9 protein-coding genes are annotated in these 12,553 nt (G+C 65.3%); 1 reads left to right on the forward strand and 8 read right to left on the reverse strand.

Translation table 11 applies throughout. From position 1 onward, the window contains the following. Window positions 1-2 precede the first annotated feature (2 nt). From Spa11_RS10040 to Spa11_RS10070, 7 genes are all read right to left on the reverse strand, one after another. Window positions 3-2,045 carry a PQQ-dependent sugar dehydrogenase gene (locus tag Spa11_RS10040; RefSeq protein ID WP_197529879.1) on the reverse strand — a complete coding sequence of 681 codons (2,043 nt, stop codon included), beginning with the start codon at window positions 2,043-2,045 and terminating at the stop codon, window positions 3-5. 39 nt (window positions 2,046-2,084) lie between these two features. Further along, on the reverse strand, window positions 2,085-3,095 hold the full coding sequence (locus tag Spa11_RS10045; RefSeq protein WP_145111613.1) for an arabinan endo-1,5-alpha-L-arabinosidase: 1,011 nt from the start codon (window positions 3,093-3,095) through the stop codon (window positions 2,085-2,087). Between the two features lie 184 nt (window positions 3,096-3,279). Further along, the gene (locus Spa11_RS10050) at window positions 3,280-4,440 is read right to left on the reverse strand and encodes a DUF1559 family PulG-like putative transporter (RefSeq protein ID WP_419184800.1); all 1,161 of its coding nucleotides are present in this window, start codon (window positions 4,438-4,440) and stop codon (window positions 3,280-3,282) included. Window positions 4,441-4,554: 114 nt separating this feature from the next. Continuing rightward, window positions 4,555-4,980, reverse strand: a complete 426-nt coding sequence (locus Spa11_RS10055) for a hypothetical protein (RefSeq protein WP_145111620.1) — start codon at window positions 4,978-4,980, stop codon at window positions 4,555-4,557. Window positions 4,981-5,036: 56 nt separating this feature from the next. After that, the gene (locus Spa11_RS10060) at window positions 5,037-6,515 is read right to left on the reverse strand and encodes a LamG-like jellyroll fold domain-containing protein (protein WP_145111623.1); all 1,479 of its coding nucleotides are present in this window, start codon (window positions 6,513-6,515) and stop codon (window positions 5,037-5,039) included. An 85-nt stretch (window positions 6,516-6,600) separates the two neighbouring features. Further along, on the reverse strand, window positions 6,601-7,554 hold the full coding sequence (locus tag Spa11_RS10065) for a LamG domain-containing protein (RefSeq protein ID WP_145111626.1): 954 nt from the start codon (window positions 7,552-7,554) through the stop codon (window positions 6,601-6,603). A gap of 56 nt (window positions 7,555-7,610) precedes the next feature. After that, complete coding sequence (locus Spa11_RS10070; protein WP_145111629.1) at window positions 7,611-9,065, reverse strand: LamG-like jellyroll fold domain-containing protein; 1,455 nt, start codon at window positions 9,063-9,065, stop codon at window positions 7,611-7,613. A 545-nt stretch (window positions 9,066-9,610) separates the two neighbouring features. Between Spa11_RS10070 and Spa11_RS10075 the strand changes: the two genes are divergently transcribed. Further along, window positions 9,611-10,810: an AraC family transcriptional regulator gene (locus Spa11_RS10075; protein WP_145111632.1), complete on the forward strand. Its 1,200-nt coding sequence runs from the start codon at window positions 9,611-9,613 to the stop codon at window positions 10,808-10,810. Between the two features lie 233 nt (window positions 10,811-11,043). On the opposite strand, the gene Spa11_RS10080 is transcribed toward Spa11_RS10075, so the two are convergent. Beyond that, complete coding sequence (locus Spa11_RS10080) at window positions 11,044-12,465, reverse strand: glycoside hydrolase family 27 protein (RefSeq protein ID WP_197529880.1); 1,422 nt, start codon at window positions 12,463-12,465, stop codon at window positions 11,044-11,046. Window positions 12,466-12,553: the final 88 nt, after the last annotated feature.

Raw genomic sequence — 12,553 nt, forward strand, 5'->3', positions numbered from 1 at the left:
CTCTAGGCCAACAGGCCGTCAAAGGACACGCGTCGCTGTGGTCGCGAGACAACGGCCAGGATTGCGACCGATCCGATCAGCAATGAACTCGGTTCCGGGACAACTCCGATAGCCTTGGCGAATGCGCCGGCCCCGTTGGCCGAATCGAATAGCTGCTGGAACAGGCGGAAGTCGTCGAAATCGTTGTCGCCGTCGCCGTCTAAGTCGCCGTGGCCGTAGCTTGCGGCGGGGCTCATTCCGGCGATGTCGGTCAGGTGATTGTCATTGAACACCACCCAGTCACTGAAGGAGACCTCGCCGTCGAAGTCGATGTCGCCCGCGACGTAGGGAACGCCATCGTTGCCGATGTACTCGACAGACGCCGGGACGACGGTCCCGTCGCCGAGCGTCACAGTAAGCACCAAGTCCTCGTTCGGCGACGGAATCCAGCCTCCCGCCGCGCTGAGTTGGAAGCCCTGTTGATCGGCGAAGGTGGGGGCGGCGCCGATCGCGCCTTCTTCGAACACGAACGGGTCGCTGGGACCGGAGAGGATTTGCCAATCGCCGGTCGCATCGATCGAGCCGTCTCCGCCCGGAGACGCGTCGTAGTTGCCGGTCACGGGGGTCAACTCCGTCACGCCGATCGCTCCCACCGACGAGGTCAGCTGATAAGACTTAATCGCCGCCGGATCGCCCGTGAAGTTGTTGAAGGTCATCTCGCCCGTCTCACGATTGACGGTGAGCGTCAGCGCCGCGTTCGCTAGCAACGTGTAGAGCCCGCCGGCGCCATCAACGATCAGGAGGTTGCCGTTCTCGTCGAGGTCGAAGGAAGTAACGCCAAAGATCTGCCCCTCGTCGGGCGTGAAGAGCGAGTTCATGTTCTGCACGGTGCCGAGCGGGTTGGCTGGGTCGAAAGACCAGATCTGACCGAAGACGTTGTCGGCGAAGATGTAGCGGCCGTCGAGTTCTTGGATCGGGCCGCGGTAGAGGACGCCGCCGGTCACCGAGTTGCCGGCGAAGTCGGGGTTGGCGCCGGGTCGGCCGAAGTGCAAGTAAGCGTAGATCGGGTCGACTGCCGAGCGTGACGGCCCGCCGACGCCGCCGGTCGGCGTCGCCACCGTCCCTTCGCGGAGGCGCCAGCCGAAGTTCTGCCCGCTCGTGCCGGCGGGGATGAGGTTCACTTCCTCGTACCAGCCTTGCCCGACATCGCCGATGTACATGTCGCCGTTCGCGGAGTCGAAGCTCGCCCGCCAGGGGTTGCGCAAGCCCCAGGCCCAGACCTCCGGCGCGCCGTCCACGCCGTCGGCATACGGGTTGTCGGCGGGGATCGCGTAGTTCTTGTCGGCGTCGCCGGCGAAGTCGTCGCCGTCGACATCGACCCGCATCACGGTCCCGTACCAGTTGTTGGGGTTCTGCGCGTAGTTGAAAGGGTCGTGCTGATCGCCGCCGTCGCCTTGGGTGATGTAGAGGTTGTGAATCCCCTGCGCACTTTCGTGCGGGTTGAAGCCGATCCAGCTGCCGTTGTGGTTGGCGGCGGGTTGATCGAGCGTGAGGATGGTGCGCGAACCGGTGACCGGCAACGCGGGGTTGTTCACGTCGACCGTGTACTCGCGGACCACGGTCTTGAACGGCGAGACGCGCGAGTCCACCGTCGGCGCCGGCCCGGTGTGGTTGACGGCGGCGTTAACGTACAGCTTGCCGTTGGTCTGGAACTCGGGGTGGAACGCCATCGAGAACAGGCCGACCTCCGGGACGCCGTACGGATCGACTAGGCTGGTGTCATTGATCACCAAGAAGGGATTGTCGTAATCGACGGCGCCCGTGTTGCGGTCGTAGACGACGATCCGCCCCTCGGATTTCGTGATGGGGTCGCCGTCCGTGCCGTCGGACGCGACGCCGCCGAGTTGGGCGATGAAGATCTTGTCTTCGAAGCCCGGTACGACCTCGGCGTCCACCGGGATGTGCAGGTCGCCGGTCAGCCGCGAGACGTGGTAGGTGGCCGCCTGGACGGTCATCGAACAAGTCGCGGCCAGCAGCATTGCCAGCCCTATCGAAGAGGTTCGCATAACGTGGCTCATGGTGCGGGGGCTATCGAGAGGAGGTTGCTAACGAGTTGGCGAGGGACGGTTCACGTCGGGGCTGGCCAGTTGCACGTTGGTCGCTGCGGGCCAGCCGTCGCTCGACCAGCGCCAGCGGGCCAGCGCGAGCTTCGACCTGCCGCGGTCGTCGCCGTCGTAGTAGTGAAAGGCGAAGCGGTCGCCCTGCGAATCCGCCAGCGGGGCGATATGCCCGGGGCCGATCCGCGGCGCCTCGCTTGCCAAGAACGGCGCGCCGCCGCCTTCCGTGAGCGGGCGGCCTTCCTTGTCGAGGTACGGGCCTTCGACACGCTCGCTGCGGCCGACGAGCACTCGGTACGTGCTATCGACGCCGCGGCAACAGAGCCCGTGATTGACGAACAGGTAATGCCAGCCGTCACGCTCGAGCAGCGTCGGCGCTTCGATCTCTTTAGCGCTGGCGATCCGCCGCGGCTCGTACGAAGCGTCGCGTCGCCGCCCCGTGGCGGGGTCGAGTTCCGTCAGGTGGACGCCGTCCCAGAAGGAGCCGAACGCCATCCAGTGCCGGCCGTCGCTGGCGATCAGGACCGAGGGGTCAATCGCGTTGTAAGGATCGCCTGCGCGCGATTGGATGACGACGCCGCGGTCTTCCCAGCCAGTGTCGAGCGACGCGGACTCCGCGAGCCCGATCGCGGAGGTCTGCTTGCCGAAGCGCGAGACCGAGTAGTAGAGCCGGTAACGGTCGCCATGACGCACGACGTCGGGAGCCCAGTAGTGCCCGCGGATGCCCGGCGCGACTTGCCGCGTCCACGGCGGCGCGGCGTCACGGGCAAAGACCGGGGCGCCCTCCGACCAGCTCACGAGGTCGTCGGAGTGCTTCGTCCGCATGCCCCAGCCGGTGCTGAACAAGTAATAGCGCTCGCCTTGCTTGACGATCGACGAGGGGTCGTGGGCCCGCAGGTCGCCCCGCAGCGACGCCACATCAGACCCGCTCGCCCGCATCGTTAGTGCAGCCGCCGCTAGGGCGAGCGCCACACGCAGCGGACGGGCGAGGCGGCTCATCGGGCTCCCTCGGCTAGAGCGATGCGAAGCGCCGCCAGCGAGCGCGCCGCGGGTCGGCGAGAGGTCGCAGCGGCCATAGAGAAGACGAAGAGACGCATCACGAGGAACCCGAGGGACGTTGGCGTCTGACGAGCCAACCTCCGCTGCTTGGCCAGCGCCTCACCGAAAGACTCCAATCACCGACTCACTCGGTGAACGCCTCTTCGCCCCGCGACGAGGTGAGCGAGTTCCAGACGACGAAGCTGACGCTGTCGGTGTAGAACGCCACCGACCCGTCGCAACGCGCGGCGTTGACGCCGCCCGGGTGCCGGCTCCGCGCGGCGATGTGCTGCGTCTTGTGCTCTTTGCCCGGCGAAGCGCCGTTTCCAGGCGCGCCGTCGTTCGCATAATCAGCCGGCGGACCGCCGCCGCCGCGTCCGCCGTAGTTGGGGATGACCGAGGTGGAGAGCAGCGGTCCGAGCGGCGCGCCGCCGGCGACGGCGGGCTCGTAACCGGGAAGCTGAGCCTGAGCCCACGCCGATTGCACCTCGGCGACCCACCATTCACCACGACGAGCGAGAGCGTCGCGTGACTTGGTGTTCGGGGTGTTGAATCCCGTGAAGACCTGACCCCCCAGCGCGGTTTGCGCATCCGAATAAGGGCCTCCCCAATTCGTCGTTTGCGGAAGCACCACCACTTCCGACGCCAAGAGGGTCTTCGAAGTCCCATCGGTGATCTTTCCCATCGAGCCGGGCTTGCGGGGGACGAAGGGCGACCCCTTGAACTGACCGCAGTCAGGGATCTCGGCGGGGCAGTCGGCGCGGACCACGTTGAGCTGCCCGTAAACGGTGTTGCCGCCATTCACCAAGTAGTTGGTTCTCACACGTGCCCAGTAGCGGGCGTCGGCGGCGTCCCATTCGTTGGGCTGATGGCCGATATCGGAGGGGCATACCATCATAGAGACATACGCTTTGCGAACCGCGAGATTCGACTCGTGGCTAAGCGAGGCATCGGGGTTGCCGGCATTCTCGAGGCTCGCCTCTTCGAAGAACGGCGCTAGGGGTATGTACCACCCGTGGTCGTCGTACCAACCTGCGTTATCGGGCAAGCCAAGGCCGGTGGGGTAGAAGGCGGTCGCCTCGGGGGTGAGCCAGAACTTCGCGACGTGCGGCAGGCCCTCATGCGTGCTCTCGTAGTTAAGCATCGAGAGGCTCAGCTGCTTGAGGTTGTTCAGGCACTGCCCGCGTCGCGCCGCCTCGCGCGCGGCCTGGACGGCCGGCAAGAGCAGCGCTACGAGAATGCCGATGATCGCGATGACCACCAGCAGCTCGACCAGGGTAAAGCCGCACCGATTCTTGCCTAGCATGATTGGGAACTCCTTTGCAACGTTCTGTACGGCGATCTGCTCAGCGTTCATGGACGTTCGGGGTAGGGCCCAGGGCTTTGCGTTACCGGTCCGCCGCGCGTCGCGGCGCGACCGTTAGAGATCGAAATCCTGGTTCGCGTTATCGCCTGTGACATCGATCCGCAGCCCCCCCGCCGCGCTGGGCGGGACGAGGCTCTTGGTTTCTTGGTACTCCGCCCCCGTTCGCTGACTGACCTTCTTCGGTCCCACGTCTTGGGTGATCTCGAAGCTGACGCTAATCTCGCCCGACGGCACGCCCGAGGCTTGGTAGGCGCTGCCTTCGATGGCGGAGGCGACGGCCTTGCCGGCGTCGGGGTTGGTCGGCGCGAAGTAAAGCGTCCCCTTCGCGTCGTCGGGCAGTGGCTTGCCGTCGATCGTGACCTTTCCGGCCAAGTCTGCCGTCGAAGGGCCGCACCCCGCCGCGAGAACGGCGATCGAACACGCGACGACCACCCCGTGCGTCGCGTAGGTTCGACGGCCGTTCCCGAGCGAGGTCAGCATTAACTTCCTCAAGTTCATTCGACGTCTGCCGTCGTTGTTAAACAGGTGGGAAACCTTCAGCCGCGGTGGCTACGACCGCCAACCAAGGCGGCCACGCCCAGCGACGCCAGCAACGCGGCGGCCGGCTCGGGGATCGCTGCCGAGGACGAGAGCGTGGCGCCGTAATTGGCGGCCCAGATGTTGTAGTCCGCGCGGTCGATGCGGCCGTTGCCGCTGGCGTCCGCGGCGAGGCTCGAAGTCGAGCCCTCGTTGTCACGCCAGACGGTGTAGTCAGCGGCGTTGACCGAGCCGTCGCCGTTGAAGTCGCCGGGCAGCTCGATCGTAGAGTAAACGACCTTCGAGCGTTGCAGACCGGCGCCCGTGCGGGCGTAGCGGACCTCGAGGTCCCCCTCGCCGGAGCCGGCGTACGGCGACCCCAGCGACAGCGACTGACCCGGAGCGAGGACGCTCTCGCCCGACAGGAACTGTTCGACGAGCAGGTTGGCCGAGTTCGCGCCGGTCGCCTCGTCCCAACTTTCGCCGGGATTGGGCCCGACGGCGTCGACGCCCTGATCGCTGAGGGAGTTCCAACCGGCGGTCGAGAGGTCGCCCGCGTCGCTATCGATGCGGTAGTAGTCGAAGCCGAAGGCCTCGTTGGTGTCGTTGCGGAGGCTGGCCTCGCCCGTGTCGGGATTGACGACGAGCGTCAGCGTCGAGCCGACCTCGAAGGGCAGGAACTCGCTCGGGTCGAGCGCGCCCTCGGTGAAGCGGACATTGTCCATGACGCCGTTGATGTGATCAACGTTGCCGCCGTTGTACCAACCGCGACCGAAGGTCCAGGCCAGTTCGGAGCCGACCAGCGCGTTGTTGGCGGCGGTCTGCGAAGACATGTCGAGCGTGCCGACCTGCTGGTAGCCGGATCCAAAGCCGTCGTCCATCCACATGCTCAGGGTCTGACCGTCGCTGCGGACGGCGATGGCGTACCAAGCGTTGGCCTGGATTCCCTCGGCGGGGGCCGCGTCAAGGACCCACCGCGCGCCGCCGGTGGTGAGGAAGTTGATGCGGTACTGGTCGTCGATGCCGTTGTTCTGGAGATAGAAATCCGATTCCGCGACGCTGGCGGAGGAACCATCGCGTCCGATCAGTGAGTTCCACCCGCCGAGGCTCCGTAGCATCGCGTGGGTTTCGATGGTCCAAGCGGTAGGCGACCAGTTGTGGAGTGCGCCCTCGGTGACGTAGCCGTCGGAGCTTGTGTTTGGTCCGTCGTTGAGTTGGAGGTTCATCGCCAAGCCAGCGCCGTCGGCGGTGTTGGCGGTCCAGGCGGGTCCGTACTGCTCGTTGTAGCCGCGCATCAGGATGCTGTTGACAGTGTCCACCGAGCCGCCCGAACCGAGCTCGGCTTCGGCGGGAGTGAACTCCTGCCCATCGACGCCGTCTTCGAAGTCCCAGTAGGCCACGGTCTGAGCGGGCGCCGTCTGAACGGCCAGCGCTGCGAGGCCGGCCAAGGCGCCGAGCCCCATCCGCTTCGCCATCGTGGGCCTGAAGTGCATTGTCATATCATCAGTCTCCGCAAGAGGTGTTTGGCCTTTGGTTGATAAGCGCTTAAGACCGCATTCAGCCGGTGGATGGTGGGGAGGAGAATCACGATCGGCGGGAGCCGACGCTCAAGACGGAAGCGAGTAGGACGAGTGCGGCAGCGGTCGGCTCGGGGACGAACAGCAGTTGCCCCGGGCTGAGCGCGACGTTGCTGATGCGGACATCATCGACATAGCCATTGACGCGGTCGCCGTGGCCGTTGTTGTACATGCCGCGGGCGATCGACCAGCCGTAGGGATCGGCGCCGGCCAGCCCCGCTTCGTCGAGCGCGACCATCCGGGTGTCGGCCGACGTCGTCAGGTCGACCGCGTGTTCCTCGACGCCGTTGACGAAGATTTTCATGGTGCTGCCGTCGTTGGTGGCGGCGAGGTGGTACCACTCGTCAGCCACCGCGGTGGTGGTGCTGAAAGCGGTGTGGACATTGCCAAGGACATCGACGTAGTTGATTCGGAATCGCTCGGTGCCGTCGCCCATCTTCTGGAAGTAGAGGGGCGCTTGGTTGAGGTCGCCGTTGGTGGCCTGCCCGACTCCGTCCTTGCCGACGACGGTCTGCCAGCCCCCGGCGTCCGCGAAGTTCACCGACGCTTCGATCGTCCAGGCGGCGAGCTCGCCGACAGGGGAGCCGCCGAAGTCGAGGTCGCCGTCGGTGGAAAGCACTTCGCAGCAGACGCTGGCGCCGGTCGATTCGTCGGTGATGCCCGTGACGCTCAAGGTCGATCCCGTCTGCGCGTTGGGGGCGACGTTGCCGCTGAACCGCATCTCGGCAAAGCCGCCGGCGCCGGTGAACGCCGACAACTCGTTGCCGTTGCCTGAGAGGTCCGCAATCGCGGCGTCAAAGGCTCCGTTGGCGCTGGGGTGCGAGACGGTTTGACCCGGCGCTGCGGAGCCGGCGATCAAATCGGTCTCGAAGTCCCAGTGGGCGATCGTTGCAGCGAGGGAGGCGGGGGCCACAGCGCACATCGCGGCTGCGGCAAGCACACGGCGAAGGTTTACGTTCACGAGTCAACTCCAGAAGAGGCCTAATCAGGTTGTGAAGAGCAGCACAGTTTGGTAGCTCAGCGACGCGTACGGATTCCCGCCAACCCGGCGAAGGCCAGGGCCGCCAGCGCCGCCGTCGTCGGCTCGGGGATCGCGGTCAGAGCGGCGAAGGCCGCCTCACCGTTGGCCGCGATGAAGTCGTTCTTGAACAGACGGAAGTCGTTGAAGTCGTTGACGCCGTCGCCATTCACGTCGCCTTCGAGGAAAGTCTCGTAGGCCGTTGTCCCGGCGAGCGTCTGCAAGTGACTGGAGAGCAGGATGGCGTAGTCGTCCGCATCGAGCACGCCGTCGGCGTCGAAGTCGCTGCGGCCGATGGAGTCGCCGCTGTAGATCACCGGAATGTTAATGGTGGACTCGACGAAGCCGTCATAAACCGTGGCGGCGACGACGAGGTCCTCGTACGGCGACCGGGCGAACAACGCGCCGAGGTCCGCGGGGTCGCCAAGCTGGAAGCCATCGTCGGCGCCGGCGTTCAGCGGGTCGGTCTCGCCGATGAGCGTCGAAAGGGACGAGTCGATGACCCAGGCGTCGTCCGCGTCAATTGAGCCGTCGCCGTCGGCGTCGCTAAAGTCGGTGATCGATCGCCAGCCGTTGACGTCGATAGAGCCCGACGCCGAGGTGATCGAGTAAGCGACCACATTTTGGATGCTGAGGTCGTTCATGAAGACGGCCTCGCCCGTCTCGCGATTGACCTCGAGGCGGATCGGGTTGCCGCAGTTATCGAGACAGCCCGCCTGGAAGTTGCTTTGAACTTCGACGTCGGTCAGGGCGTTGTCGTAGATGCGGAACTCATAGATCGATCCATTGAAAAACGGGTCGTTGTAGAGCGAGCGTCCGAGATAGGCCAAGTCGTTGCTGACGTTAGCCAGTGAAAACTCGCCGAGCGGCGCGAGGCCGATCTGGGCGCCGTCGACGTAATAGCCGACGTTCGTGGCGTCGACCGTCAGCACCATGTGGTGCAGTTGGCCATCGTTGAGGTCGCGGGCGCCGTCGGTGACGCCGGCTTCGGCGTCGAACGTGCCGTTGGAAATGGCGCCGCGGCTGCCTTGATCGGTGGGCCCCCGCGTCGGCTGCATCATCAGGTAGTCGTAGCCGAGGCCACTGGTTTCACCATTCTCACCGGTGCTGGTGCGCCCCAGCATCGCCGCGGCGGTGAATGCGTCCGTGTTGCCGGTCTGCGTAAACCACAGCTCCAGCGATGTTTCGGTGTAGGTGTTGATCGCGATGTCGAGACCCGGGAGAACGCCGTAGGCGCCGGTCCCGTTGAGGATCAAGCGGCTCTCCGCCGGGTTGACCACCGCACCGTCGAGTGCGACGCCATTGGCTGCGCCTGCGGAGTCGAGGATCTGAGTCCCGTCGCCCGAGTTGAAGAGGTAGTTATGCGTCACCGCCGCCTGAGAGGTGATCGCGCCGGACAATACCGCGGCGATTGAGAGGACGTGGGACAGGACACGAGAAGGTGGACGAGACATGCAGGTTCCCCTGTTGCAGTTTCACGCGATGCTAGGGATGGAAGAGAGCACGACGGGCCGAAACATTCGATTCCGAGTTCGACAGCGACAAGCTAGTTGGTTCTCGCGTCTTGGATCAAAAGCACGCTTGGTCACGCGGCGCTTCATTACTTCGCGGCAGATTTGTTCAGAACTCAGAATCCGGATAGCGGACACACAGCGAGACGAGTTGACTCCGCTTCACTCGCAATCGCTGCGGCATCGACTGGCGGTACTCCTTGATGAGCAGGACCGAGCCGGCGAGCGATTTGGGAAAGAAGCAAAATAATTTAGAGAAGTGTCTCCCAGCTTACTCACGGCTGGTTACGATGGCAAGCAGACTTCTCACTTTTTTTTAGCCTTCTTCCCGAACCACTTCTTGTCGCGAAAGGTATCTGTGATTCAGATACTGACGAAAAGCTAAGTTCCTTCGGCGCGAAGCTAAATTCCTTTGTCGAGGATTAGTAGAGATCGTCGATAGAAAGAAGTCGGCAAGTTGTCCGCGTTAGAGGTAAGAGCTGACTCCCATGCGAAAGCCGCCACTGGTCGCCCTACTAATTGAGACTTCTCGCGGCTACGGCCGCGATGTGGCTCTTGGTGTCGCCCGATTTGCTCGGCTTCACGGGCCGTGGAGCTTCCACCTGACGCCGGGTGACTTTGAGCAAGACTTCCCTTCGGCCCAGTACTGGCAGGGAGACGGCGTGCTGGCTCGTTTAGCGAACAAGAGCATTGCCGAGAAACTGCTGGCGGCCGACCTGCCGACAATCGCGCTAGACAAGAGCGAAGATCAACTCGACCCCTCCAACCCCGTCTCGAAGTTCTCGGATCTGCAGGTCGATTCAGAGGCCGCCGCGAAGATCGCCGCGGAGCATCTGCTGGAGCGGCGCTACGCGCACTACGCCTTCGTAGGCACCCCGGGCAAGGTATGGTCCGACCGCCGGCAACGCACCTTCAAGAAGGTCATAGCCGAAGCCGGTCACGAGGTGCATGTCTTCGAGCCTCAATCGACCGACCCCGTGGGCCTTTGGGATCGGGAGATCCACAACCTCACCGCTTGGGTCGAGTCGCTGCCAAAGCCCGTTGGCATCATGGCGTGCAATGACGAGCACGGCTTGCACGTTCTCGACGCATGTCGTCGGAGCCGACAGAGTGTTCCTGATCAGGTTGCCGTCATCGGCGTGGACAATGACTCCTTGCTCTGCGAGCTCTGCAGCCCGACGCTGACGAGCGTCGTGCTCAACGGCGTCGAGGGCGGCTATCAAGCGGCGGCCCACCTCGACCGGATGATGCGGACCGGGAAGAACCAGCCCCGCCGGATCCAGGTGAACGTCCTGCGCGTCGAGACGCGGGCCTCGACCGACCTGTCGGGCGTCTCCAATCACCAAGTCGCGTCGGCGCTGGCTTGGATCAAGCGGCTCCGCGGCCGGGAGATCTCCGCGGACGACGTCGCCGACCAAGCCGAGTTGCCGCGGCGCGAGCTCGACGTGCTGTTCCGCGACAACATCGGCCGCTCGGTCTCGGCCGAGATCCAGCGGGTGCGGCTCGACAACGCCAAGCGGCTGCTCGAAGAGACCGACCTGCCGATCCCCGCGGTCGCCGACGCGGCGGGGTACAGCTCGGCCAGCTACATGATCCAGGTCTTCCGGCGCGAGCTGAACACGACGCCGTCGAAGTACCGCTCGAAGCTCCGCACGCTCACGGTCGCCGAGACTGAGATGCTGCGATAAACCACCGCTGGGCGAGCAGCCGGGCGGACGACGGGGCGGTGTGGTCATATACAGCCGTTCAGGAGGCCGTAGAGGCCCCTAGAACGCGTCCAAATGACTCGGACGACTCAAGCGTCGACCCCGCGCCACAGGGGCCGCAACGTGGCTCCTGGCGGCTCAGGCGAGGTGTCCCCAAAAAGCCCGCTTTTGAAGGGGCATCGGCGCCGTGCCGCGGCGCTATCCGAGGGAGGGTCTCACTCGCCGGCCGGCGCGTCCGCGCCCTCGATCAGCAACAGCCGAGACCCGTGTGGCTCCGCCTCGACGGGGATCGCGCCCGCGAATTCGCCGAGGTCCTCCCGCGCCCAGAGGTCGCGCGCCCGGACCGGCGCCGTCAGGCCGACGAGCTGCGGATCGAGTTGATCCTCGAACGGTTCGCCCGTCTCACTCAGCCGGATGACGGCGACGTACTTGCCGCCGGCGGGGGCGTCGGCGGTCCAGACGATCCGGGATCCGCTGCGCGCGACTTGCTTGGGGTTCACGCCGTGGTCGTTGACCTTGAGCACCTCGGGGTTGGTGATCAGTTCGATGGTCGCGGCGTCGCTTGAGGGGAGGTCCCCGCCGAAGATGAGCGGCGACTTGGCGATGCACCACGCCGTCATCAGGGTGCGTTGCTCGGCCGGCGTGAAGCGCGTGCCGCGCTCGCCGCCGCGTTCGCCACGGATCGCGAGCCGTCCCAGCGGCAGCATGTCGCCGTCGGGCCAGTGGCCCTCCGAACGGTAGGGCGTCCAGAGGTGAAGCTGCTCGAACTGGCGCTCGAGTGCCGGCCACTCGTCCCAGAAGTCATTCGACACGCGCCACAGGTTGGCGTGCCGGCTGATGTGTTCCGCCTGATCGATCGGCGTCGGCCCCGGCGAGGTGCTCAGCACGATCTCGCGCCCGCAGCGGTCGATCGCGGCGCGGAGCATCTCGATCTCGTCGCCGGAGTAGTTGGGCTGCCCGGGCTGGGCGTACGGATTGTTGAGGTCATCGACCTTGATGAAGTCGACTCCCCACGAGGCATAGAGCCTCATCAGCGAATCGTAGTAGTCCTGCGCCGCTTCGCTCTTCTGCATGCCTCGCATGTCGCGCAGCCAGACGGCGCCGTGATCGGTGAGCGGGATGTCGGAAGTCTTGAACGCCGAGCCCTCGATCGGGTAGCCGCCCGCCGGCGCGCCGAGGCTTTCTTCAATAGCCGCGCGCGGGAGCCCCCGCATGAGGTGAATGCCGAACCGCAGCCCGAGGTCTTGGACCTTGTCCGCCAAGGGCTTGAAGCCCCGGCCGCCCGCCGCCGAGGGGAAGCGGTTCGGCGCCGGCATGAAGCGGCCGTGGCCATCAACGGTGAAGACCGGGTCGGTTTGGTTGTACGGCCGCGTCCCGGGGTTCTGTACCGTCCAGCGGATATCGACCACGACATACTCCCAGCCGAACTCCGCCAGCCGCTCGGCCATGAACTCGGCGTTGCTGAGGACTTCCTCTTCGGTCACCGAATCGCCGTAGCAGTCCCAGCTGTTCCACCCCCGCGGCGGCGTCGGCGCCCAGTCGGCGAAGCTTTCGGATCGCGCGACAGAGACACAGGAGGCAACCGCGACGAGGCACGTGGCGAGGACGAGGCGGGCGGATAGGAGGCGTGTGGTCATGCGTGCGAGACAACCCAAGCGGTTGCAGGTATTCGAGGAGAGAGCGGCGGTTCCGGCGTGAAAAGAGTTGCAGCGGTCGCGACCCGAT

Origin of the sequence: Botrimarina mediterranea (assembly GCF_007753265.1) — a bacterium.
Taxonomy (GTDB): Bacteria; Planctomycetota; Planctomycetia; order Pirellulales; family Lacipirellulaceae; genus Botrimarina; species Botrimarina mediterranea.

What these genes read in the sequence shown, in the direction of transcription:
- Spa11_RS10040 (WP_197529879.1), bottom strand. Translation starts at nt 2,045, where the DNA reads ATGCGAACCTCTTCGATAGGGCTGGCAATGCTGCTGGCCGCGACTTGT.
- Spa11_RS10045 (WP_145111613.1), bottom strand. Translation starts at nt 3,095, where the DNA reads ATGAGCCGCCTCGCCCGTCCGCTGCGTGTGGCGCTCGCCCTAGCGGCG.
- Spa11_RS10050 (WP_419184800.1), bottom strand. Translation starts at nt 4,440, where the DNA reads ATGCTAGGCAAGAATCGGTGCGGCTTTACCCTGGTCGAGCTGCTGGTG.
- Spa11_RS10055 (WP_145111620.1), bottom strand. Translation starts at nt 4,980, where the DNA reads ATGCTGACCTCGCTCGGGAACGGCCGTCGAACCTACGCGACGCACGGG.
- Spa11_RS10060 (WP_145111623.1), bottom strand. Translation starts at nt 6,515, where the DNA reads ATGACAATGCACTTCAGGCCCACGATGGCGAAGCGGATGGGGCTCGGC.
- Spa11_RS10070 (WP_145111629.1), bottom strand. Translation starts at nt 9,065, where the DNA reads ATGTCTCGTCCACCTTCTCGTGTCCTGTCCCACGTCCTCTCAATCGCC.
- Spa11_RS10075 (WP_145111632.1), top strand. Translation starts at nt 9,611, where the DNA reads ATGCGAAAGCCGCCACTGGTCGCCCTACTAATTGAGACTTCTCGCGGC.
- Spa11_RS10080 (WP_197529880.1), bottom strand. Translation starts at nt 12,465, where the DNA reads ATGACCACACGCCTCCTATCCGCCCGCCTCGTCCTCGCCACGTGCCTC.